The organism is Algoriphagus boritolerans DSM 17298 = JCM 18970 (assembly GCF_900108085.1).
GTDB lineage: Bacteria > Bacteroidota > Bacteroidia > Cytophagales > Cyclobacteriaceae > Algoriphagus > Algoriphagus boritolerans.
This window is the reverse complement of sequence record NZ_FNVR01000042.1, coordinates 1-24,621: the sequence shown is the minus strand read 5'-3', so window position 1 is coordinate 24,621 and position 24,621 is coordinate 1. Positions and strand designations below refer to the sequence as shown.

Annotated in this window: 20 protein-coding genes and 2 pseudogenes; 12 read left to right on the top strand and 10 right to left on the bottom strand. The window is 45.0% G+C overall.

All coding sequences use genetic code 11. The features are described from left to right. Window positions 1-209 (bottom strand): annotated as a pseudogene (locus C4S61_RS20345) (IS5/IS1182 family transposase); the annotation flags it as partial. Between the two features lie 203 nt (window positions 210-412). Continuing rightward, complete coding sequence (locus C4S61_RS20340; protein ID WP_103926625.1) at window positions 413-838, bottom strand: FKBP-type peptidyl-prolyl cis-trans isomerase; 426 nt, start codon at window positions 836-838, stop codon at window positions 413-415. Window positions 839-1,019: 181 nt separating this feature from the next. On the opposite strand from C4S61_RS20340, the gene C4S61_RS20335 reads away from it, so the two are divergent. The 4 genes from C4S61_RS20335 to C4S61_RS20320 all read left to right on the top strand — a co-directional run bounded on the left by C4S61_RS20335 (window position 1,020) and on the right by C4S61_RS20320 (window position 5,071). Beyond that, on the top strand, window positions 1,020-2,402 hold the full coding sequence (locus C4S61_RS20335) for a sigma-54-dependent transcriptional regulator (protein WP_103926624.1): 1,383 nt from the start codon (window positions 1,020-1,022) through the stop codon (window positions 2,400-2,402). After that, window positions 2,392-3,735 (top strand): sensor histidine kinase, encoded by a 1,344-nt coding sequence (locus tag C4S61_RS20330; RefSeq protein WP_103926623.1) that lies wholly within the window; start codon window positions 2,392-2,394, stop codon window positions 3,733-3,735. The genes C4S61_RS20335 and C4S61_RS20330 overlap by 11 nt, the downstream gene beginning before the upstream one ends. A gap of 460 nt (window positions 3,736-4,195) precedes the next feature. After that, the gene (locus tag C4S61_RS20325; protein WP_103926622.1) at window positions 4,196-4,435 is read left to right on the top strand and encodes a hypothetical protein; all 240 of its coding nucleotides are present in this window, start codon (window positions 4,196-4,198) and stop codon (window positions 4,433-4,435) included. 153 nt (window positions 4,436-4,588) lie between these two features. Further along, window positions 4,589-5,071: a hypothetical protein gene (locus tag C4S61_RS20320; protein ID WP_103926621.1), complete on the top strand. Its 483-nt coding sequence runs from the start codon at window positions 4,589-4,591 to the stop codon at window positions 5,069-5,071. Window positions 5,072-5,263: 192 nt separating this feature from the next. Here C4S61_RS20320 and C4S61_RS20315 read toward each other — a convergent pair whose 3' ends face one another. Further along, window positions 5,264-7,738 carry a S9 family peptidase gene (locus tag C4S61_RS20315; protein ID WP_103926620.1) on the bottom strand — a complete coding sequence of 825 codons (2,475 nt, stop codon included), beginning with the start codon at window positions 7,736-7,738 and terminating at the stop codon, window positions 5,264-5,266. A gap of 474 nt (window positions 7,739-8,212) precedes the next feature. Between C4S61_RS20315 and C4S61_RS20310 the strand changes: the two genes are divergently transcribed. Together C4S61_RS20310 and C4S61_RS20305 are read left to right on the top strand one after the other, a co-directional pair. Then, the gene (locus tag C4S61_RS20310; protein WP_103926619.1) at window positions 8,213-9,088 is read left to right on the top strand and encodes a UDP-2,3-diacylglucosamine diphosphatase; all 876 of its coding nucleotides are present in this window, start codon (window positions 8,213-8,215) and stop codon (window positions 9,086-9,088) included. Window position 9,089: 1 nt separating this feature from the next. Next, on the top strand, window positions 9,090-10,226 hold the full coding sequence (locus C4S61_RS20305) for a glycosyltransferase family protein (protein ID WP_103926618.1): 1,137 nt from the start codon (window positions 9,090-9,092) through the stop codon (window positions 10,224-10,226). 7 nt (window positions 10,227-10,233) lie between these two features. Here the strand turns inward: C4S61_RS20305 and C4S61_RS20300 are convergent, their stop codons facing one another. Both C4S61_RS20300 and C4S61_RS20295 read right to left on the bottom strand, forming a co-directional pair. Beyond that, the gene (locus C4S61_RS20300; protein ID WP_103926617.1) at window positions 10,234-12,222 is read right to left on the bottom strand and encodes a M56 family metallopeptidase; all 1,989 of its coding nucleotides are present in this window, start codon (window positions 12,220-12,222) and stop codon (window positions 10,234-10,236) included. After that, complete coding sequence (locus tag C4S61_RS20295) at window positions 12,219-12,587, bottom strand: BlaI/MecI/CopY family transcriptional regulator (protein ID WP_103926626.1); 369 nt, start codon at window positions 12,585-12,587, stop codon at window positions 12,219-12,221. The genes C4S61_RS20300 and C4S61_RS20295 overlap by 4 nt, the downstream gene beginning before the upstream one ends. Window positions 12,588-12,926: 339 nt before the next feature. Between C4S61_RS20295 and C4S61_RS20290 the strand changes: the two genes are divergently transcribed. Next, window positions 12,927-15,599 (top strand): MGH1-like glycoside hydrolase domain-containing protein, encoded by a 2,673-nt coding sequence (locus C4S61_RS20290; protein WP_103926616.1) that lies wholly within the window; start codon window positions 12,927-12,929, stop codon window positions 15,597-15,599. Next, window positions 15,571-16,176, top strand: coding sequence for a ribonuclease HII (locus tag C4S61_RS20285; protein WP_103926615.1), 606 nt, complete (start codon window positions 15,571-15,573; stop codon window positions 16,174-16,176). Before C4S61_RS20290 ends, C4S61_RS20285 begins: the two co-directional genes overlap by 29 nt. A gap of 49 nt (window positions 16,177-16,225) precedes the next feature. Here the strand turns inward: C4S61_RS20285 and C4S61_RS20280 are convergent, their stop codons facing one another. From C4S61_RS20280 to C4S61_RS20265, 4 genes are all read right to left on the bottom strand, one after another. Then, a complete protein-coding gene (locus C4S61_RS20280) occupies window positions 16,226-16,663 on the bottom strand; it encodes a hypothetical protein (protein WP_103926614.1) in 438 nt (145 codons plus the stop codon). A gap of 193 nt (window positions 16,664-16,856) precedes the next feature. Next, a complete protein-coding gene (locus C4S61_RS20275; RefSeq protein ID WP_103926613.1) occupies window positions 16,857-18,245 on the bottom strand; it encodes an NAD(P)(+) transhydrogenase (Re/Si-specific) subunit beta in 1,389 nt (462 codons plus the stop codon). Further along, on the bottom strand, window positions 18,242-18,529 hold the full coding sequence (locus tag C4S61_RS20270) for an NAD(P) transhydrogenase subunit alpha (RefSeq protein WP_103926612.1): 288 nt from the start codon (window positions 18,527-18,529) through the stop codon (window positions 18,242-18,244). Before C4S61_RS20270 ends, C4S61_RS20275 begins: the two co-directional genes overlap by 4 nt. 1 nt (window position 18,530) lies before the next feature. Then, window positions 18,531-19,670, bottom strand: a complete 1,140-nt coding sequence (locus C4S61_RS20265) for a Re/Si-specific NAD(P)(+) transhydrogenase subunit alpha (RefSeq protein ID WP_103926611.1) — start codon at window positions 19,668-19,670, stop codon at window positions 18,531-18,533. A 349-nt stretch (window positions 19,671-20,019) separates the two neighbouring features. Here C4S61_RS20265 and C4S61_RS20260 point away from each other — a divergent pair, with 349 nt between their 5' ends. From C4S61_RS20260 to C4S61_RS20245, 4 genes are all read left to right on the top strand, one after another. Further along, a complete protein-coding gene (locus C4S61_RS20260; RefSeq protein ID WP_103926610.1) occupies window positions 20,020-21,486 on the top strand; it encodes a Gfo/Idh/MocA family protein in 1,467 nt (488 codons plus the stop codon). Window positions 21,487-21,682: 196 nt separating this feature from the next. Further along, complete coding sequence (locus C4S61_RS20255; RefSeq protein ID WP_103926609.1) at window positions 21,683-22,723, top strand: zinc-dependent alcohol dehydrogenase family protein; 1,041 nt, start codon at window positions 21,683-21,685, stop codon at window positions 22,721-22,723. Window positions 22,724-22,749: 26 nt separating this feature from the next. Then, window positions 22,750-22,947 (top strand): hypothetical protein, encoded by a 198-nt coding sequence (locus C4S61_RS21720; RefSeq protein WP_146064459.1) that lies wholly within the window; start codon window positions 22,750-22,752, stop codon window positions 22,945-22,947. Window positions 22,948-23,171: 224 nt separating this feature from the next. After that, window positions 23,172-24,215 (top strand): sensor histidine kinase, encoded by a 1,044-nt coding sequence (locus C4S61_RS20245; RefSeq protein WP_103926607.1) that lies wholly within the window; start codon window positions 23,172-23,174, stop codon window positions 24,213-24,215. 132 nt (window positions 24,216-24,347) lie between these two features. Here the strand turns inward: C4S61_RS20245 and C4S61_RS20240 are convergent. Next, a pseudogene (locus C4S61_RS20240) lies at window positions 24,348-24,621 on the bottom strand (IS4 family transposase); the annotation flags it as partial.

Below are 24,621 nucleotides of genomic sequence, written 5' to 3'. Positions count from 1 at the left end.
ATGGTTTTAAGCAACAGGTACTTAAACATCCGAACAGGGCTTTGAGCCATACGTCCGTTATTAGTACAGTATTTATTAACCAGCTCTTGGTAAACAAAACTAAAATCTATGATGTCATTAATCTTTCGAAGAAGATTGTCCTTTGGCACTATCAAATCATAAATGGAGCCATACTCACTGAACTTAATCTTTTGTTGATGTAACAGCATGAAATTGAGTATTTTATACACAAAAAGATACAAAAAAAGGTGTAGAAAAGTAATTTTCTTACACCTTTTTTTACTAACAATTAACCATTAAAGGACTTTTTCAGTGGCCTCAAGGTTCTCCATCGGTTTTTTTTTAGATAGTTTTCATGAAGTTCCCGCAGATTGACGCGAAAAAAGTCGCAGATCTCCGCGGATTTTATTATTCAATTAATCGTCACCAGCTCAATCTCAAAAATCAAATCCTTGCCAGCCAGGTCGTGATTGGCGTCCAGGACGATTTTTTCTTCCGTCATATCCACCACAGTCACCTGCATCGGCTGACCACCACCACCCTGTAGGGTAAGCTGAAGACCAATCTCAGGCTGAATGTTGGGCGGAACTTGGCTAAGCGGCACATCGATCATCATATCCTGTCTGCGCTCCCCATACGCTTCGGCAGCAGGAATCGTAACAGTTTTCTTATCTCCGATAACCATACCATATACGGCAGCATCAAAACCCTTGATCATATTTCCGTCGCCCAGCGTGAAGCCAAGCGGCTCACGGGAAACCGATGAATCAAAAATACTTCCATCCTCCAGTTTTCCAGTGTAGTGGACTTTCACGGCATCCCCTTTTTTAGCTTGCATGTTGTTTTGTTTTTGTGATTTACAAAGGTAACAAAATGATTATGACCGCCCAATCGGACACTTCTGTCCGAAAACAGTATAATTATGTACATTTCCGTACATTTTTCAAGGAAAAAAGCACCCTAATCGGCTTATTTGCACTTGGCATCATTTTCCCCCTACTGAGGCAAAACAATCAACAATGGAAGCTCAAAACTTAGGTAAGATATTGATCATCGACGACAACGAAGATTTGCTTTTTGCAGCAAAAATGCTCCTTAAAAAGCACGCCAAAGAAGTCATGATCGAAAAAGATCCCCGAAGGATTCCCTTCTTGATCAATAACCACAGCTACGATGTCATCCTCCTGGACATGAACTTCCGGGAAGACACCACTTCCGGCAAAGAAGGCTTTTACTGGCTCAAACAGATCAAAGAAATTGATCCCAAAGCGGTCGTCATTTTAATTACCGCATTTGGAGATGTGGAGATGGCCGTGCAGGCATTGAAAGAAGGCGCTACCGACTTTATCCTGAAGCCTTGGCAAAATGAAAAACTGATCGCCACCCTTTCCTCAGCGATCAAGCTCAAAGAAAGCTACGATGAGGTGGACAAGCTTCAGAAAAAACAAAAGCAGCTACAAACCGACCTTAAGAAGCCTTACACTGACATCATCGGTGCAAGTGCCTCGATGAAAAACATCTTTTCCATCATTGACAAAGTCGCTCAGACAGATGCCAACGTGTTGATTTTGGGTGAAAACGGAACCGGGAAGGAATTGATTGCCCAGGCGATTCATGACCGCTCGCTTCGCAAAGACGAGATTTTCGTTGGCGTGGATATGGGAGCGATCACCGAGACGCTTTTTGAATCGGAGCTATTTGGTCACAAGCGAGGTGCATTTACCGATGCCAAAGACGATCGGGCAGGCCGATTTGAGATCGCGGACAAAGGAACCCTTTTCCTCGATGAAATCGGTAACCTCTCCATGCCGCTACAATCCAAGCTCCTCACCGTGCTACAGCGAAGAGAAGTAACCCGCATCGGTACCAACAAGGCCATTCCTGTCGACATTCGCCTGATCTGCGCCACCAACATGCACGTCCATGAGATGGTGATGGAAAATACCTTTCGTCAGGATTTGCTCTACCGGATCAATACGGTGGAGATTTTCCTTCCTCCGCTTCGCGAACGACAGGACGATATCCCGACTTTGGCCAATCACTTTCTGAAAAGCTATTCACAGAAGTACCGAAAGAATTTCACCGGATTCCGACCTGCTGCCATGGAGCTTTTGCAGCGCTATCAGTGGCCGGGTAATATCCGTGAACTTCAGCACGCCATCGAGCGGGCGATCATCATGGCCGAGGGAGATGAACTGGATTCGCGGGATTTCTTTTTCCTTTCGGCAAAGCCGGCATCCGAAAAAGCCCCTACCGCAGTCACGCTGAATCTGGACGACATGGAGCGCAGCACCATTCAGCGGGCCATCGACAAAAACGGCGGCAACATCTCCAAAGCAGCCAAGGAACTCGGATTGACCCGGGCTTCCCTTTACAGAAGACTGGAAAAATATGGATTATAGAGTTGGGTTGCTGGGCCGGATCGCACTGGTCGCAGCATCACTGTTTTTGCTTGCCTACGCCATGATCGACGATTGGGGGGTCTTTATGATTTCCCTTTTCCTGATTTTGGTGGTTTTTCAGATCATTTTTTTGATAAGGTACTCGGAAAGCTCCTTTAAGAAAGTCCGGCTTTTCTTGGACAACATCAAACAGGACAAGTACTCTCAACTCTACCCGGTCAAGTTTGACGGGACGGAAACGGATGATCTGCACATCGAGTTCAACGCGATCCTGGCGAAGCTGAAAGAAGATCAGGCGGAAAAAGAAGCGAATTATCAGTACTTCCGATCGGTATTCAAGCACCTCAGCATCGGCTTGATCACGTTTGGGGAAAATGGGGAAATCCAGATTCTCAACGTTGCCGCCAAGCGTATGCTAAATGTCGACCATCTCAAAAGCATCTCAGAGATCGAAAGCATCAACAAGGAACTCCACCTCGCCATCCAAAATCTCCGCACCGGCGGCTCCGAACTGATCAAAATCGCCCATCCCGACGGAATCATGCAGCTCTCGGTCTATGTGATCGAGCTTCTGATGCGAGGGGAAAAATTCAAGCTCGTCTCCCTGCAAAACATCCAATCCGAACTCGAAGAGAAGGAAATGGAGGCTTGGCAAAACCTGGTCAAAGTGCTCACCCATGAGATTATGAATTCCATCGCGCCGATTTCTTCCTTAGCAGGAACGCTCAAAGGGGAAATCGAACACAAAATGGACCACAACGAACCCCTGAGTCCAACCGATATGGAAGACTTTCTATTGGGCATCACCACGATCGAAAAGCGAAGTGAGGGTCTGATCAGTTTCGTATCGGATTTCCGAAGCTTGGCCCATATCCCCATGCCGAAATTTGGCAGTATCGGGATCTCCCGATTGTTCGACCAACTGGAAGTGCTGCTTCAGAATCAGCTGGAGGCACATGAGATTAAGCTTGTCAAGGAGCTGAATCCGAAGGAATTGATCCTCTTTGGCGATCAGATGCAGATCGAGCAGGTGATGATCAATCTGCTCCAAAATGCGATTCAGGCTTTGGAAGATGCCGATGAAAAAGTGATCACGCTACGGGCCTTTATAGACGAGGCAGGAAAGATCATCCTGGAAGTCAGCGACACCGGCAAAGGCATCGAGGAAGAAGCTTTGGGCAAGATATTTATCCCATTTTTCACCACCAAAAAGAAAGGCTCCGGCATCGGCCTCAGCCTGTCCAAGCAGATCATGCGACGCCACAAAGGCAATATTCAAGTCCGCTCTGTCATTGGTGAGGGGACGACCTTTAAGTTGATTTTTAATGGGTAAAGTGAAGTAGGCCGCTTTTTTTGACAGCGAGCTGCGAGCATTCCCAATAGTTCAACCCCGTTCGGGGTTGTTATCCTTGATTCTTGATTTCCTTTTTCCCTAGGTTGCACCTAGGGCTATTCAGAAGTTCGATCCTTTCAGGATCATTAAATATTCCGGAAATGTATCAAATGACCCTATTCATCCCTTTCAAACCGGTAAAATCCTGACCCCGACAGGGGTCAAACTTATCAATAACCGCGGGTGCAACCCGTGGACAAGAGAATTATAATAAAAGATTCTTACGACCCTAAATGGGTCGAACTACTCCATTTCTATCCCTGAGTAAAGCATTCTATCATTTTACAGGAACGATCTATCTGGAGATAGAACATTCTATGTTTTTTAAGGAATGTTCTATCAATTTATAGGAACGTTCCATCTTTTTACAGAAACGTTGGACCAAAATGCAAGGACGTTCTTGCAAAAAGTAGGAACGATCGACCAAAAAGTAGGAACGATCGACCAAAATGCAAGGACGTTCTTGCAAAAAGTAGGAACGATCGACCAAAATGTAGGAACGTTCTTGCAAAAAGTAGGAACGATCGACCAAAATGCAAGGACGTTCTTGCAAAAAGCAGGAACGATCGACCAAAATGTAGGAACGTTCTTGCAAAAAGTAGGAACGATGGACCAAAATGTAGGAACGTTCTTGCTGTAGGAAGACGATTGGTACAAAAAATAGCAATCACGTTGCTGCAGATACAAATTTTCTTATTTTTCAAAATAAAATTCTGTTTTTAGCCCAAAACCCTACTTACTTACAAACTCATCCAAAGAATTTTTGTAATTTTTTCCTAAAAGCTAGAAGGCTATGAACTTTAACAAAAAATTGGAGGAGCTGCTGGGGATCGGCTTGGATGATTATCCCGGTTCGGATTACTCTCTTATCGAAGAACACTTCTATAGCTGGTCCAGACATCCCCGGTTTATTTCCAGAAAGAAACCTACGACTCCGATCTTTGACCTGTTTGAAGAAGTGGAAGTGGTCACCTCTCCCTATCTCTACAATCGGATGATGACGCTAATTGCCCCCGAATTTGAGCCTGCTCAGATCAAAACCCTGGAAAATCTGGTCAGGGAGCTTGCGGAAATATATGGCGCGGATAGGAAAGGGATGCTTTGGCTGCTGGAAGAAGAAATCGAGGAAATCTTATTGGCAAAATGGGAGGGACGAGTTTGGGAATTTGACAAGTATGATGAAATACACGATATTTTTTTACTGATTAGTTCTGAAAAAAGGATCGAATTAACCATCAAAGAAACAGGAAACCTGCTTGACTTTTTGGACGATTGAGCGGGTTTGGTCAAGTTTACCCCATTCCTCCTCCGGGAAAATTTGGCGGTCAAGTTGTCTCAGGGCGGTTCGTGGTAAAAACCTTCGCTCCCCTTTGCCGCTCTGAGGTGAAAACAAAAAAACCTTCGATCCTGAAAATATCAGGATCAAAGGTTTAGCACTTTTCACTACTTACTTTTTACTGTTTGTAACCTACTTGTCTTTCGGTTTTTCCCGCTGCATCTCCACCATATCGACGGGAGGAGGGGTATTATCTCCGAGTAAATGCTGTACGAAATAGTCCCCCATTTTCCAGAAGAAATACTCGGCCATATCCCCATAGCCGTGTCGCTGCCCGGGAAGCATCACCAGCTCAAAGCGTTTTCCCGCTTTGATCAAGGCATTGGCCATACGGATGGTACCGGCAGGATGCACGTTGTTGTCCACATCTCCGGTGCTAAGCATCAGGTGACCTTTTAGGTTTTTGGCCAAGTCTGGATTTTTCTCAATCTGATAGACAAAAGTCGTATCTCCGCTAGGAAGAATTCTTTCCTGTACCCCGTGATGTTTCTCTGACCACCAGCGGTTGTAGATGTTGTTTTCGTGATTACCGGAGGAGGAAACGGCCACTTTGAATACATCGGGATAAACCAGCATCGCAGCTGTGGACATAAAACCTCCGCCCGAGTGACCGTGAATCCCGACTTTGTTGCGATCGATGAAGGAATGACGATCGGCCAATTGATCAATTGCGGCTTTCTTATCCGCCAAGCCGTAATCTCTCAGGTCTCCGTAGCCATAGTTATGATACCACTTGGATCGGGCAGGATGGCCTCCACGGTTACCCAAAGTCACCACCACAAAACCAAACTGCGCCAATCGATCTGTGCGGTCCAAACCTCGCCCGAAAGCTTTGTTGACCGCCTCAGTCTGAGGACCCGGATACACGTACTGAATCAGGGGATATTTTCGGGTAGAGTCAAAATCAAAAGGCTTGTACATCACGCCGTACAGGTCGGTGATTCCATCATCGGCTTTGAACTTGAATGGCTCAGGAAACTTGTAGCCTGCGGCAAAAAGCTGGCTGAGATCGGCCGTCTCCAAGTCCATGATTTTAGCCCCGTTTCGGTCCATCAATACGGAAACCGGCGTAGTATTCACTCGGGAGAAGGTATTGACAAAGAAACCTGCATTGTCATTGATACCGATCGAGTGGTTGAAATCGCCTTTGTTCAGTAGTGTGACTGCACCACCATCCAGACTGATGCTGTAGAGGTGCTCGTAGTAGGGGTCTTCGCCCTTTTCACGACCATTGGCAGTAAAAAACAAACGACGGGTTTTGGAATCTACCCGAGCCGCACCGGCAGTGTGGTAAGGCCCAGAAGTGAGTTGACGCTTGAGTGACCCGTCTTTTCCATACAGGTAAAAATGTCCCCAACCGTCACGCTCAGACCACCAAATCAACTCGTTGCCGACGATTTCCAACTTTTCAAAGTCGATGTAGGTATTGCTTCGCTCCTCGATCACCACCTCTTTCTGACCGGATTCGATATTCCAACGGAGCACATCCACTTTCTTCAGATCTCTGGAAGTGATCGCAAAGTAGAATTCATTCAGGTCCCCCAGCCAGAGTGTGGGTCTGAAGTCATCATCACGGGTATTTGTAGGAGGCGTGGTGGACCACAGCGAAACGGTTTGGTCTTTGAAAGTGGAAATTGGGAGTTTACTCAGCGCTTTGGAGTCAAAAGAATAGTGCAACAGTTCGGTCTGAGGCTGCTCCTTTTCTCCCGGCATCGCATACTTGTAGGTTTCCAAAGTCGGACGGGGATCGCGGGTATTATGTATCACCCAAAGGTCTTTGACTTTGCGCTGATCGGTACGGGTGAGGATAAACTGCCTGCTGTCTGTGGACCAAAGCACCCCCACTCGCTTGCGGTCTTTTTTCTTCTTTTCGACTTCCTCGTTGTCATCGCCACGATCACCCCAACCGTATTCGTAGTCTTTTTCTCCGTCGGTGGTGAGTTGATTTTCCACGATAGTGGAGTCTTTTTCATCCTTTACGGCTTTCAGGAAGTTTTCCTTATCCATCCAGTAGAGGTTGTATTCCCTCACAAAAACGACCTTGGATGAGTCCGGAGCTATGTTTGCCCAGGCAAGTCGCTTGGGGTCTTTCTCGGTTTCGATTTCAGTCAACTGCTGCGTGCTGATGTTGTAGAGGAAAGTATGGACCTTTTTCTCCATCGAATCCTTCGCACTTTTGTTTTTGGCTTTGATCTCTGCCCAGTCAGATTTCAGCACATCTACTGTACTTTTCACCTTGAACCGAATGGTATTTTCATCCTCCATCAATTTCAGCTCATCGAGCTTGAGGTGCTGTCCGTCAAAAGGATCTTTGACCGCCTTAGTGATCTCGGCGGCAAGTTTGTCTTTGTCGAAAAGCGGAGTTTTCGTCCGACGAACAGGGTCAACAAGGTACCAGTTTTTGCCGTCCGAGGTCTCATATTCGTACCAAAAGCGATCTGACTTCTTCATCCAGTGCGGATCTACACTGGTGGAGAAAATCATTTTCTTCAATTTTTCCGGGGAAAACCGGGCCGCAAGTTCATAATTGCCCTTGTACACATCCTCTTGGGCCAAAGCTGACCAATTGATCAGAATGAGCCCAAACACTAGTAAAATTTTTCTCATCGTGATGATTTTATTTTCAGCTTCGAAACTAAAAAGTCATCTCCAAGTTTTTTAACCGTTTGAGTAAAAGAATAAAAAGACTTGGTGTCGGAGGTACGGTGACCGATGAGTAAAGCCCTTTTAAAATTTTCAATGATCAAACTCAATAATCAATTTTAAAGGAAGTAATCCACCTACTTGATAATTGGACATTAATATTTTGAATTTCTCGCCTCTTTCTAAAAAAACCCCTCCAATTTCCTTTAACAAAAATCTACTTTAAATAAGAAATAGATCATAATGGGAAGTTGCCTCAAATCCAAACGCTCAAACTTCCTAACCTCCTTACATCCTAACTTCCATTCCCATTTTTCATCTTGCCTTAACTCAACGTTCATTTTTGCAGAATAAAATTTGGAATTCATAGCAATTTGTTAACAACCTAAACATTATGGATTCATATCACTGCGGTAGCTTTCGAGCAAAACCAACAAAGTGCAGACCCACTACAAAACTATCGTCATCTCTGACGTTCACTTAGGCACCAAAGGCTCCAAGGCCAAGGAAATCGCCCGGTTCCTGAAACAATACCGATGTGAAAACCTCATCCTCAACGGAGACATCATCGACGGATGGCAACTCAAAAAATCCGGAAGCTGGAAGCGAAAGCACACCCGCTTTTTCAACCGGATTCTGAAGATGATAGAGAATCACAGCACCAGCGTCTTTTATCTCCGGGGAAATCATGACGATTTTCTGGAGCAGATTTTACCCCTGCAAATCGGCAAACTGCATATCCAGACGGATATGATTTATGAGTCTTGGGGCAAAAAATATCTCATCACGCACGGGGACGTTTTTGACAGTGTGACCACTAATCTGAGATGGATTGCCTATCTCGGGGACATGGGATACACCTTCTTGCTTTGGCTCAATCGGGTGGTGAATCACTACCGGAGAAAGAGTGGCTTGCCCTATTTTTCGCTTTCCCAATACATCAAAGGCAAAGTCAAATCAGCCGTTTCTTATATCGATCAATACGAAACCGAACTTGCCAAAATGGCAAAGGCAAAGGGCTGCGACGGAATCATCTGTGGACATATACACAAAGCCGAATGCAGACTGATTGACGGCATCGAATACATGAATTCCGGCGATTGGGTGGAAACGATGAGCGCCTTGGCCGAGGATCATGAGGGCAATTGGCAGCTGATTTATTACAATGAAATTGACTTCAAAGGGATTCAAATCGACAACCAAACCAGCGCAGGAAGCCCGGATTTGGAAAATGAGCGACCTGTGATTCCGCTTCGCAAAGTGTCTTTTGAATTGCCAATAGACGACATTAATCCACCTTCCTACCGACTTTAAAATGAATTTCCTATTTATCGTTCAGGGCGAAGGTCGGGGGCACATGACCCAGGCAATTTCGTTTGAAAGACTTCTGGAAAGGAATGGTCATCACCTGTCTGGAGTGATTTTGGGGAAAAGCAAAAGAAGAGCAGTCCCTGAGTTTTTCGGGAGAGAAATTAATGCCCCAATTCATTTGGTCGAAAGTCCAAACTTCGAAACGGACGGCAATCAAAAGAAAATCTCGATCCGAAAAACTATTTTGAAAAACAGCCTGAAGTTGAAGACTTTTCACAAAAGTCTGAAGGCCATAGATCAAATCGTAGAAGCCAAAAACCCGGATGTCATTCTAAACTTTTACGATCTATTAGGTGGACTTTACAAGTTCCTTTACCGTCCTAAAGCCTTGTTTTGGGTCATTGGCCATCAGTATTTGATCGAGCATCCGAATTTCAAATTTGCTCCGGACAAACCACTGGACAAGCTCCTTTTTCGGCTCAATACTGCTCTGACAAGTTTGGGTGCAGATGAACGATTGGCTTTGAGCTTTTTGCCACAAATTCACTTTTCCAATCAAAAAGTCCGGGTAGTTCCGCCACTTTTGAGACCAGAAGTGAAGCTTTTGATACCTAAAACCGGGGATTTTTATTTGGCCTACATGGTCAATCCTGGCTATGCTGAGGAGGTGATTTTCTTTGCGAATGCAAATCCCCACCTGAAAATCAAAGCCTATTGGGACAAAAAGGAAGCTGCGGAAACGGAGCATCCCCTTCCCAATCTGAGTTTTCATCGTGTCCATGACAAAAACTTCCTTCAGGACATGGCCCACTGCAAAGGCTTGGTTTGCACAGCAGGATTTGAGTCCGTGTGCGAAGCCAATTACTTAGGAAAACCGGTCATGATGATTCCTGTAGCAGGGCAATATGAACAAGCTTGCAATGCGCTAGATGCTGAGGCTTCAGGGGTGGGAATTGCTTCGGGAAATTTCGACTTTACCAAGCTGGAACAAATGCAAAAGAAAAAGAGCTATTCAGCCCACTACATCAAATGGGCTGATTCCTGGCAAACCGTCTTCAGGGAATTGGTTGCAGAAGTTGTCATTTCAGAGCAGGAAAGCGAAACAGTTTACCCACAGGACTCGATCCCGGCTTTGGGTTAATGCAGAGCTAGCATCCTAATGCATTCCGCTCCTCTGGAGTCAGGTATTCAAACTTTTTGTATTTGATCTGACCATCTTTTTCAATCTTGGCGTAGGGGAAGTTGGCCCGCTGAACTTTTCTACGATCCTCCATGGACAGGTTAAAGTAGGTCTTATCCAAGGTTAAGAATTGCGTCCTCAGCTCTTCAATTTCCTCAGTTGAAGGCTGAGTAAAAAGGCCGCAATTTGTGATTCGAAGTTGGAATTCTGTGACTTGCTTTTGATAGCTCTGGCTGGTGGGAATGTATTGTTTGGATCCCGAAGAAATAGTGTCTTTGACCTTATTATTTTTCGGACTCACCTCCCCAATAGTTATAGTGCCTCCCTTCGGTTTCTTGCCGAAACTTGAATTCTTCCCATAGGTATTTTCAAAACCTGATAGAGTATAAATATGGACTTGGTGATTTTGAGGGAATCGCTCCGATCGAGCATTTGAGTGGACGAAACTGGAAAAATAACATACAATTTCAGAGGCCTTCATCTCCTCTAATTTTGAATTTGGAGTGACTTTTCCATCGATCCAAATCGCAAATTCCTCTCCATTTTTCCAGCTTTCAAAAAGCTCCGAGCTCGGGACTTTTTTACTCACTGCCCCCGGAGGATTTGGCAAATTCTTTTTGTGGTTCTCCGGCAATTCTTCGTAGCTGAATTCTTCAATTTCTCCGTTTGGATGTTTAACTCGAAACTTGGTTTCGCTGTAATATTCGGCATTAGTCAGACTTTGAAATGGAAGACCATAAACAAGCGTATAGACGGTATCAACTTCATTTTCTTTTTGAACTATAGCATCTTCATAAATCACCCTTCTCAGGTCATTTTCCCTTAAAACCTCCTGAACATCACCTAAAAAACCCATTTCTACTTCAGGATCTGCAGAAATTCGAGCAAGTGTATTTTCTTTATTTATTGATTCAATCAGCTCAGCCAATTGAGTTAATTTGATGATTTGCCCATCGACTTCTAGTTTTCCATCAGGTCTAATGAGGATTTGGATTTCTGTTTCTTTGATTTCATTATCCATATCAACCGCTAACCTATCCTTTCTTTCTTCTCCCCTATGGGCAGTTACTTTTTCACTGAAAACGTAAACCAACGCCACTAAAACAGGGATTAAACTCAAAATCATAATCCACTTGGCTGAATTTGCTGTTCGTCGCTTCATCATTTCAAATCGTTTTTTGGTGAGGTAAAAATTAAGGCTGCTGACCAAGCCCTGATTTTGATCAGGTAGCATCATGGCAAGCAGGAAACTTTTGTACTGATCTAAGGGAGTGACGTGAAGGGCAGCATCGTCTGCAATAAATTCGTGATTCAACTTAATAGCTTGCCGAGCAAGGTAAAGTCCGGGATGAAACCAAAATGGCACGAGTAACGCTTCGATCAACAGGTTATCCCAAGTGTGTCTGCCCCTCACGTGGGCTTGCTCATGGGCAAAAATTGAATCTGTCAGTTGGCCAGACTCAAAATAGTCTTTCGAAACAAAAATATAGCTTAGAAAAGAAAAAGGCATGCTTTGTCCTCTGAGCAAAATCAAGGTTTCACCACGAAACTGCAGATGAACGTTCTTGTTGATTTTATCGAAGAGCAAATTGATATTTCGAACGAATCGAATCAAAAAAATTAGCGTAACCAATCCATAAACTGTCCAAAAAAGCACGTTCCAATCAAAAGGCTTCTCTGCCACAACAACCTTTGAAACTGATTCCTGACTAAAATCCGGATAAGATTCAACAGGAAAATCTTGGATTGGAGATATTTCCTGAGTTACGATTTGAGGAGTTTGTATTTCTTTTTCTACAACCTCAATTTCCACCAAGGGAATCAAAAAAGATCCAATTACAGCAGCCAAAAGGTAAAATCGATTGAACTGATAGATCGCCTCCCGCTGGAGAATCAAGCGATGCAACAGTAACAAAATGAGCAAACAACAGACGGATTTCAGAAGATAAAGTATCATTTTTTACTGTTTAGTTGGTCATCAATAATTTTTTTGAGTTGTAAGAGTTCCTCTTGGGTCAGCTCGGTTTTCTTGGCAAAAAATGAGGCGAACTGAGCTGGAGAATCGTTGAAAAAGTTTTTGATCAGACCGTTGAGGTGCTTTGAAAAGTAACTCTCCTTACTGACTAGGGGAAAATATTCTCTGGACTTTCCGGTTGATTCATACCCTACAAAATTCTTTTCCTGCATTCTGGTCAGCAATGTGGAAACCGTTGTGGTCGCGGGCTTGGGATCCGAGTAGCATTCCAATAAATCTTTCATAAAAGCCCGCTTGAGCCTCCATAGATGATTCATCAATTCTTCTTCGGTTGGAGTAAGTTTCATGATCAGAATTAGCATTGTTCTCTACAAATGTAGAGCAATAAGTTAATTCTACAAGTGTAGATCAAAAAAATTTTCATTTTTATTTTGTCATCCGAAAATCCCCTATCCCCTGACAGCTTGGTGGTTGAAAATAATTCATTTCTCCAAATAGCAGATTTGGAAAACGATTTCTATGGCCTTTTTTAGAAAAATCATTCTTACTTCGCCTTTTTCTACCAACCACAAGACCTCTACAACTTTAAAAATATTAGAATACCGTTAGTAAACAGAACCCTGCATTTTTCACTTTAATACTCAGAAATTGATAATTTCGAGCCTCGCTCAAAGGAGAAAAAGTGCATGTCAGCTGAATATATACGATTACAGGAAGATAAAGAGAGGAAGAAACATTGGAAGAAGTGGGGGCCTTACCTTACTGAAAGACAATGGGGTACCGTACGGGAAGATTACAGTCCGGATGGTGCTGCATGGGAAAATGTCACCCACGACGACGCCCGCAGCAAAGCTTACCGCTGGGGTGAAGAAGGAATCGCCGGAATCTCAGACCACAAGCAAAAGCTCTGTTTGGCCTGGGGATTTTGGAACGGCAAGGATCCTTTCATTAAGGAGCGGCTGTTTGGATTAACCGGGAATCAGGGGAATCACGGAGAGGATGTGAAGGAAATCTACTACTACCTTGATTCCTCGCCGACTCACAGCTATATGAAGATGCTATATAAGTACCCTCAGGCAGAATTCCCCTATCAAAAACTCATTGATGAAAACAAAAAGGCCGGCAAACTGCAGGACGAATATGAGCTGATCGATACCGGAATATTTGATGAGGATCGCTACTTTGATATTTTCATTGAATATGCAAAAAATGACATAGAAGATATTGTAGCCATCGTCACCGTGCACAATCGTGGGCCTGAAGACGCTAAGCTTATCGTGATGCCAACGATCTGGTTTCGGAAAACCTGGTTTACAGGCCATGAACCCTTCATGCCCAAAATCAGTAAGCTCGATGATCACTCCATCAAGGCCTTCAGCCCGAAATCAGGAAATTACATTTTTACGTTTTGCAGCAATTCCGACTTGGCTTTTTGCAACAATGAAACCAACCGGGAGAAACTTTACGGAATACCCAACGAACAAACATTCTGCAAAGACGGAATCAATAATTATGTCGTTTCGGGGGACAATTCGGGACTTAACCCAAAAAATATCGGAACCAAAGCAGCTGCAATCTTCGAATTGGAGATTCCGGCAGGTGGTAGCACGTCGATCAAAATGCGAATGCAGCATCAGATCGAAGAAAAACCCCTAGACTCCTGTCATAAAATCATGGAGCTTCGCAAAAAAGAGGCCGATGAATTTTATGAAACAATCCAAGTCAAAGTTACCGATCCTGATCTGAAGTCCATCCAAAGACAGGCCTTTGCGGGGCTGATGTGGTCCAAGCAGTTTTATTATTATGACGTCAATCGCTGGCTGGAAGGTGATCCCGGAAGGTACACTCCCCCTGAGCAACGTAAAAAAGGCCGAAACAACAACTGGCGTCACCTTCAGAATTACGATATCATCTCCATGCCGGATAAGTGGGAGTACCCCTGGTATGCAGCTTGGGACCTGGCATTTCACTGCATTCCGATTGCCCGGATTGACCCGGAATTCGCAAAATGTCAGCTCCAACTCCTCCTCAATGAATGGTATATGCATCCCAATGGGCAGATCCCTTCCTATGAATGGAATTTTTCAGACGTAAATCCCCCCGTACATGCCTATGCCGTGCAGCGGGTATATCAGATCGACAAAAAACTTAACGGTGGCAAAGGCGATCAGGAGTTTCTGGAGCGTGCGATGCATAAACTGATGCTCAATTTCACCTGGTGGGTCAACCGAAAAGACTCCGAGGGCAACAACATCTTCGAAGGCGGCTTCTTGGGACTGGACAATATTTCACTTTTCGATCGAAATCACGCCCAATACTACCAGGGAAAACTCGAACAGGCAGATGGTACCTCATGGATGGCGATGTTTTCGCTGAACCTCCTTCGGATTTCATTGGATCTTTGTGAGTTTAACAAAGTGTACCAGTTTAGTGCCACCAAATTCTTGGAGCATTTCCTGTATATCGCCGGTGCGATGAACAACATTTCCTCGGAGCATATTTCGCTTTGGGACGACGAGGATAATTTCTTCTATGATATCTTTCACATCAAAGGGAAAGATCCAAAAAAACTGAAAGTAAGGTCAATTGTCGGCTTGATTCCATTGTTTGCTGTCGAACCGATCCGCGAAGATCTGTTTGACAACTTGCCTGAATTCAAAAAACGTCTTGATTTTTTCCTGCGGGAAAAACCCAAACTGGCGGCACTTGTTTCCAGCTGGATTCAGCCCGGCTACGATAAGCGGAGGCTGTTTTCCCTGCTTCGTGGGCACCGCATGAAAAGTGTCCTGCATCGAATGCTGGATTCGGATGAGTTTCTGAGTGACTATGGGATTCGCTCACTTTCCAAGTACTACGAAAAGAACCCCTATACAATGAAAATCAACGGGGACACCCTTTCCATCAAATACACCCCGGGAGAATCCGACACGCGCATGTTTGGAGGCAACTCCAACTGGCGCGGGCCAATCTGGTTTCCGATCAATTACCTGATTATCGAGTCGCTCAAGAAGTTTGACTTCTACTACGGCGGAGACTTTTCGATTGAGTATCCGACAGGCTCCGGCAATTTCCTGACAATGGATATCATCGCCAAGGAACTTTCCCTGCGATGCATGAAGATCTTTATGAGAGATAAAAATGGACATCGTCCTGTTTTTGGTCAGAATAAGAAGTTCCAGGAAGACCCCCATTTCAAGGATTATATCCTATTTTACGAATATTTCCATGGAGACTCGGGAAAAGGGCTAGGGGCCTCTCATCAGACAGGATGGACGGGGTTGGTCGCAGAGATGATTCATAAATTTTACAAAGTCCGAGAAGTACATCACGATGTCACTACTCCCTTATTTAGAAGCTAATCGGTTCGAGGCAGGATGCGATGAGGTAGGCAGAGGATGTCTTGCCGGTCCTGTGATAGCTGCGGCTGTCATTCTGCCTTCTGACTATCAGAATCCCTGGATCAATGATTCCAAAAAGCTGAGCAAAAGAATTCGGGAAGAGCTGATCGAAGAGATCAAAGAGAAATCATTGGCTTGGGCCATTGCTGAGTCCAGCGTAGAAGAGATTGATCAAATCAACATTCTAAACGCCTCTTTTCTGGCAATGAAACGGGCAATCTTAAAACTCAAGGTAATCCCGGAACATTTGCTGATTGATGGCAATCGCTGGAAATCCGACTTGAATTTTCCTTTTACCTGCGTGATTAAAGGAGACGGAAAATACGCCAGCATTGCTGCGGCCTCAATTCTTGCCAAAGTTTATCGGGATGAATTGATGGAAAAGTTGGCCTTGGATTTCCCTCACTTTGCATGGGAACGTAATGCCGGCTATCCGACTAAAGCTCATCGGGAGGGAATTGAAAAATTTGGAAGCACCATTTGGCACAGGAAGAGTTTTCAGCTGTTGCCGAAACAGTTGCAATTGGACTTACAATAAAAAAACCGCCAAGGAGTCCCTAGCAGCTTTCTGATTAATTTAAGGGTGTTTATTTTTTTATTCGTTCAAAGATCAGTCGACCTGATGCAGCCGCTTTGCTAATGGGTTGCAGCACCATTCTGTTTTCGGAAAACTCAATGATCTGCGCCAGTCGATCTCCTTTTTCTTCATGGATGACGAGCATATTCCCATCCATCAATTCGATTTTTGCCTCTTTCTGGACAACCACCTGATTCTCAAAATCAGTGAATTTCAATATATCTCCTTCTACGAACTGATAGACTGTGTTTTCCAAACGGTAATTAATCCGGGCGTCCATCCCGGCCTTTTCCAGGGCATTCGCATTTTGATATTGTGGAGATTTCACAATTTTCTCCATTCCTTCAAAATGAACCAATTGCCAGCTTCCGATCAATTGCTTATACTCAACCTGACTCAGAAAAAGGGTAAAAGTCAGGATCATTGAGGTGATGAGTGATAGATTCATAAGAGGCGATAGCGCAATTATTTTGCCAGAATGATTTTGATCTTCCAGGACTTATTTCCATTTACGGATTTAAGCCATTAGCCAAAACCAACCTTGCTTCAAACCTAACACAGAATTCTGATTTTCAATGTAAAACAACGTCTAAAAGCAATTCTTTGTAAACAACATGTTAGGAAGAAGTCGGACCCTGTTTTTATCCCAATTCCTTCAATTCACTCACCACTTTGGTGATCGTCTGCTTGGCATCACCGAAGAGCATCAGACAGTTGGGATAGCCGAAAAGCTCATTTTCCACGCCTGCATAGCCTTTGCCCATGCTTCGCTTGCTGACGATGACGGTTTTGGCTTTGTCTGCATTCAGTATCGGCATGCCATAGATCGGGCTTTGCGGATTGGTTCGGGCTGCAGGATTGACCACGTCATTTGCACCAACGATCAACACCAGGTCGGTATTAGCAAATTCATCGTTGATGGCTTCCATTTCGATCAGCTTGTCATAGCTGATATTTGCCTCAGCCAGCAGGACGTTCATGTGTCCCGGCATACGACCTGCGACGGGGTGAATGGCAAATTTGAAATCAATCCCCCGTTTTTCGCATTGCTCCATCAGCTCCCGAATCACGTGCTGCGCCTGTGCCACCGCCATACCATAGCCGGGTATCACAATTACCGAGGACACAGAATCAAAGAGCATGGCAGTCTCTTCCACCCCGATTTCCTTGATCACAATTGCGGGTCCATCCTGTCCGCCTGCAGCTACAGTTTGACCAAAGCCTCCCAGAAGCACATTGGTAAGTGAGCGATTCATCGCTTTGCACATGATCTGAGTGAGGATTATTCCCGATGCACCGACGAGCGAACCCGCAACGATTAGCACGTTATTATTCAGGATAAATCCTGTGGCGCAAGCGGCCATTCCGGAGTAGGAATTTAAAAGTGAAATAACTACCGGCATATCAGCTCCACCGATCGGTATCACAATCAAAATCCCCACAAGAAGGGCCATAGCCACCAGAATTGTTATGTACATCGGGTCATTTTGGTAGAGAAAAGTGAAAACCGAGATCACCAAAAATGAAAGCAGCAAGGCCAGATTCAGCAAATGCTGTCCTTTGAAGGTGATTGGCTGACCGGAAATCTTTCCATTGAGTTTTAGCCAAGCCACGATCGAACCGGTGAATGTGATTCCACCAATCAACACGCTGGCAATGATACTGACCGAGTTGACTGGGTCGATTTCAAGAGATAAAACTTCTGTCTTCAGGAAATGATCTGAAAGCGCAACGCTCAAAGAAGCTAATCCACCGAAACCATTGAAAAGAGCAACCATTTCCGGGATTTGGGTCATTTCTACTTTTTTGGCGTAGTATAAACCTATCGCTCCGCCCACCAGCATACAGCCGAAAATCTCAATAAATGATAGGATATTCAGCGTAATCAAAGTCGCTGCGATGGCGACCAGCATCCCTACGGCAGAAAGCATATTGCCTCTGCGCGCGTCTTTGGTTTTCCCCAAGAGCTTGATTCCAATTATGAAAAGAATGGAAGCAAGCAAATATGCAAGTTGTACGGCTATTGTCATTTCTTCTTGAACATTTTGAGCATTCGATCTGTCACGGCATAGCCCCCGACCACATTAATAGTAGCAAGAATTAGTGCAAGCATGCCCAGATATTTGCTGAGTGTACTAAAGCCTAATTCGCTCGTTGCGATCAAGGCTCCCACGATGGTGATTCCGGAGATCGCATTGGACCCGGACATCAGTGGGGTATGTAGCGTAGGTGGTACTTTGGTGATCAGTTCGAATCCCAGGTAACTCGCCAGGACCAAGACGTAGATGAGAATAATTAAGGACTCCAGGGTCATATCAAGAGTTTTTAGCTGGTGGATTGAGAATACTTTTGGTAAACTCATGGACGAGTTGACCTTCATGGGTGATCATCACCCCTTTGGTGATTTCTTCCTCAAGATTAGGAATCAGGCCAAATGAGTTGAAAAGGTGTAAAAACAGCGTGCTGATGTTGGTAGCATAAAGTTGACTGGCATTTAATGGCAGCAGGGAAGGAAGATTGGACTCGCCCACCAAGGTCACCCCGTGTTTGACCACAGTTTTATCCTTTTCAGAAATCGCACAGTTGCCGCCGGAATCCACAGCCATATCCACGATCACCGAACCGGTTTTCATGGATTTCACCATTTCCTCAGTCACCAAAATCGGAGATTTCCTTCCCATCACCAATGCAGTGGTGATCACGAGATCAGCATCCTTGATTTTGTCTTTGATAAGCTGTTGTTGTTTTTCCAGAAATTCAGCCGAAACTTCCCGGGCATAACCGCCTTCAGTTTTTACCACTCCCGCACCCTCTACAGTAAGGAATCTACCTCCAAGGGACTCGACTTGCTCTTTGGTCTCTGGTCTTACATCGGATACTTCCACGATTGCACCGAGACGCTTGGCTGTGGCAATTGCCTGCAGTCCTGCCACTCCTGCACCAAAAATCAGCACTTTGGCAGGTGTGATTGTCCCGGAAGCGGTCATCATCAGTGGGAAAATTTTCCCCAGATAATTGGACCCAAGGATCACTGCTTTATAACCAGCAAGATTGGCTTGTGAGGACAGCGCATCCATTTTTTGCGCACGGGAGATTCGGGGTACCGCATCCATGGAAAAGGAAGAGATCGACTTTCTATTGAGTGCTTCGATGATTTCGGGATGCTGGTAGGCATACATGTATGAAATGCAGGCCGAGCCCTGCTTCATCTGGGCGATTTCTTCCAGGGTGGGGATGTTTACTTTCAGAAGCACATCAGAAGCAAATACCTCCGCGACTCCTGATACGATCGCACCGGCATTCAGGTAATCCTGATCGGAAAAATAAGATCCTTCTCCCGCTCCTGTCTCGATGACAACATCAAATTCTTTCTTTTTGAGCAGCTTGACTACATCAGGACTGAGTGCAACTCTTCGCTCAAATTCTTTGGTCTCTTTGAGAACTCCAATTTTCATTTAACAATGTTTAAACAGGGTATGAGGAATAATTTACTCCAAAATATTAGCTAAAGTAAATTCTTAACAATTATTTGCCCATCCTGCCTTTTAAAAATTGAAGATTTTTTTACGCAATCGATATTTGATTACACTTTTTTCAAAAATGCCACTGATTTAAAAAATTATATTCTTCTCCTCTTTAGAATCCAAAATTTTAAATTTGGTATTTCTCGACAGATTCAAAACATTTTAAATCTCCAAGTCAAACCATTGATCCATTTAATCTGTCATTTCATCAAAACACCTTCCTGCAGGACACAATAATTCTTATTTTGTATTACTATTAAACCTGAATTAACAACAGCCCATGAAAAAACCTGATCACACCGCTGCAGGACAAACCCGCAGAGACTTTATCAAAAACTCAGCAATTGCCTCTTCATTTTTCATTGTGCCTCGGCACATCTTGGGAGGAGTAGGTTTCACGGCGCCTTCTGACCAGCTTAATTTGGCGGCAATTGGGGCTGGAGGAAAAGGCCGCACCGATATTTTGAATGCGTCCGTCAACGGCAGAGAGCGTGTAGTCGCGCTTTGCGACGTGGACTTTTCCGGAACGGCTAAAGAATCTGTGGCCAAATTCCCGAATGCCAAACTCTATGCGGATTATCGTAAGATGCTGGAGGAAATGAAAGACATCGATGCGGTAACGATCTCCACACCGGATCACGTCCACGGTCCTGCAGCGAAATTCTGCATGGAGCGAGGCAAACACGTCTACGTACAAAAGCCCCTGACGCACAACATTCGCGAAGCCCGAATACTGACCGAAATGGCGCGGGAGCAAAAAGTCGTCACCCAAATGGGAAATCAAGGCGCCTCCAACCCATTGCTTGATATGGTCAAAGGCTGGATCGACACCGGTAAGATTGGAAATGTCTCCAAAGTCCAAGTCTGGACCAATCGTCCCGTTTGGCCACAGGGAGGCCCACTTCCTGCCCCTGATCCAAACCAAAAACCCGCTGATCTCGATTGGGATCTTTGGCTGGGTCCAGCCAGTTACAAGCCTTACACTCCGGGAATGCATCCATTCAGCTGGAGAGGTTGGTGGGATTATGGAACAGGCGCATTGGGCGATGTGGGATGCCACTTGATGGATATCCCTTTCCGCACACTCGGACTTCACTACCCGAAAGACGCAGAATGCTCTGTAGGATCTGTCTACTCCGGCATGTGGACGGCGGATTACCATCCTGAAGGTTGCCCGGCTTCCTCATTCATCACCTTGCACTATGCACCTACTGCAAAAAATCCGGTTCCACTGGAAATGACCTGGAGTGATGGTGGCCTACGGCCATCACATCCTGACATCATCCCTGCCGATCATGAAATCGGCGGCGCCAACTCAGCCAATGGAGTTTTATTAATCGGAGAGAAGGGAATCATCTCGCACAATATCAACGATAGCTCTCCACTGATGCCTAAACTGTACCTCAATGATGGAACCCAGGACTTTGGGCCGGATCGAATCGAGGGTACCGAGCCGGAGTACGGACATCAGCGCAAGTGGGTGGACGCTTGTAAAGCTGGTTTTGGTTCACCTGAACACAAAGGTCTGACCTCTTCATTCGACTATGCAGGCCCGATGACCGAGACCGTTTTGATGGGAAATCTTGCCATCCGAAGCTACATGCTCAGAAGAGAAAACAGCCGGGGTCAGCAGGAATTCTTCGGACGTAAGAAACTGCTGTGGGACGGAGAAAATATGCGCATCACCAACCTGGAAGAAGCCAATCAGTTTGTAGGCAGAACCTACCGCGCAGGATTTGAAGTGTAAAAAGTAGGCAGTCCCAGTGATCGGTTTGCAGTCTTGTCAGGCTGAGTCGGGTCGAAGCCAATTTGAATTAATTTGAACTAGTTTTAAGACCGTGAGGGGGAACGCTCGCGGTTTTTTCTTTTCGTACAAAACCTCCAATTTTCCCAACAATTTTACCTCAGCTTTGTCAACCTTTAGAAATTGAACCAAATCTAAAATGAAAGCCCTTCTTGTCGAATCTTTCCGGAAAAAACCCATCCTCACACAAGTTGCTGATCCACATACTCCGGAAAATGGAGTAATACTTGAAGTCCAAGCCACCGGACTTTGCCGAAGTGACTGGCATGGCTGGATGGGACATGATTCGGATATCCGATTGCCTCATGTACCGGGACATGAGTTTGCCGGAATCATTCAGGAAGTGGGAAAAGGAGTCAAAAACTGGAAAGTTGGGGATCAGGTCACGGTTCCCTTTGTTTGCGCTTGCGGCATTTGTTCCACCTGCCAAAGTGGCAATCATCAAATCTGCGATGATCAATTCCAGCCCGGTTTTACCCATTGGGGATCTTTTGCGGAATATGTGGCCGTCCACCGGGCTGAAACCAATTTAGTTCGGATACCGGAATCGGTCAGTTTTGAAGCGGCTGCAAGTTTGGGATGCCGTTTTGCTACATCATTTCGGGGGATTGTGGCACAAGGCAAAGTCGGCGGAGGACAATGGGTTGCAGTACATGGCTGCGGGGGAGTGGGCTTATCGGCAATCATGATCGCAGCGGCCTTAGGAGCCACAGTCATCGCTGTGGATATTTCGGATGAAAAATTGGCGCTCGCCCAAGCAGCTGGGGCCAGCTTGATACTCAATGGAAGGAATACCCCTGATATTCCTTCCGCTATCGCAGAACTGAGCAAAGGCGGCGTCCATGTCTCAGTGGATGCCTTGGGAAGCAAGATCACCTGCTACAATTCTATCGCTTCACTGCGAAAGCGGGGAAGGCACATTCAAATCGGGCTGATGGCCGGCAGTCAATCCGACCCTCCCATTCCCATGCATTTGGTCATCGCCAAAGAACTGGAGATCCTAGGAAGCCATGGCATGCAAGCCCACGCCTATCCGGAAATGATGCAGTTGATTTTTTCAGGAAAAATCAATCCGGAAAAGCTCATCGGGAGAAGAATTCCTCTGGAAGATGCTGCCGATGCACTGATTGCGATGGATTCCTTTCAGGAAAATGGAATGGTGATGATTGATCGGTTTTAAAAAAAACAACGTAAACTTCAGACACAATGACTTCTAAGATCAGATGGTTTGTCCAGTCAGTCTCTGGCTTACTTCTTACCGGAACAGGGCTCTGCATGACAGTGGACGCAGGATTTGCAAGGTACTCCGGGGAAGAGTGGTTTTGGTACGGAACAATTTCCCTGATTATATTTCAGGCAGGCTTGTGCCTATTGGTAGACGGATTACGGTTTCGGTTGAAGTGAAAATTAATTACCTAAACCTTAACTATCTCCGAGGATCTTCCTTTGTAGAACAGAAAGTTTGGAAGGGCGGTATTTCTCTCTATTTCTTTAAAGAAGAGAAATTCGTTTCTGATCCGGAAAGAAGACAAAAACATGATTTGCTTTTTAGTTTAAAATTGGATAGACAAATTGTATAAAATACAAGAAGTAACGAACTAGCGACTATACTTTTAACCATTGCGTACATGAAAATCTACCAATTGCTCTCAGGCCTGTCCTTTTTAAAAAAATATTCCTACAAATTCCTGTTTATCGCATTTCTGGGTATTCACATTCCCTTGATCGGGATGCTCATCTATGTAGTGCTGAGTGATCGCAGGCCTGTCTCTCAGGCAGAAATGCTATTGCTCATACTGATCCTCACCCTGCTAGCCACAGCGGCCACGTTATATATTCTAAACCGACTTCTGGAGCCTTTGATAGTAAGTAAAAATGCACTGGAGGCCTATATCAACACCCGTACTTTACCCAATTTGCCGGTTGGATTCAAAGATGAAGCCGGCATTCTCATGCAAAAAGTCCAAACCGCGCTGATGAGTATGGATGAGTTTGTACAGGCAAAACAGGATATGATTACCCTGCTATCCCATGATCTCCGGGCTCCCATCAGCCGTACTATGGGCCTGGCAGACCTGCTCAAAATCGATCCAAACAGCGAAGAAGCCCCGGACTACATCAATCACATCTACGAAGAAAATCAGAAGCAGCTGGACTTGCTCAATTTCATCCTGGATCAACTGAAGGAGGATCAACTCGAAATCAAAGCCGAAGACAAGGAAAGGACTTCCTTGATCGAATTGGTAAATAAGTCCATCAATACGCTCCAACCGATAATCAATGATAAAAAGCTGGACTTAAAACTAGACATTCCCGAGGGATTTGAGGTCCGGGTAGCACCGGTATTATTTTCACAGGTGATCCAAAACATCCTCCACAATGCCTGTAAATTCTCCTTTCCAAACGGAAAAATCACCCTAACCTGTAGGGTATATTCAGGGAATGTGCACATCGACATCTCGGATCAGGGAATTGGATTTTACCCCTCCGGTATTGAAAAATACTTCCATCGCTTCACCAATTATGGCCGAAAAGGTACAGCAGGTGAAAAATCCACCGGAATCGGACTCTATTTAAGCCGAAGAATCATCGAGCGTCACTCCGGAAGTCTCAAAGGCATGAGCAGCGGACCCAATCAAGGCGCCAAATTCAGCATCACACTTCCCGCATAAAATTCCTTTTAGTGCTGTAGGTCGGAACCGCTATGGCTGGAAGCTGAAAAATAATTGAGAAAATTTCAATGCTGTCCTAAATAATTTTTGATTGTACACTAATATCCTATTTGCACCTTATTAAGGATTGTTTTAAGGGTAATTTGGAAACAGATCCCCCTGTAGGGTTTTCTGGGTTGGTTCCTGAGGCTGTACAAATGGGCTGTCGAGCCATTTTTGCAGTTCAATTTTGACAAAGATATTTAGACGGATAAAGGCGACAAGATTGGACAGATGCCATCCAAATTTTGCTGTTGCCCGCATTACTTTGAGCAATAGGATGGTGATCAAAGCGGTCCAAATCTGGATCATTACCGCATTTTTGGAGGTGCCGATGAAGGTTTTGATGTGCAACAATTGTTTGATA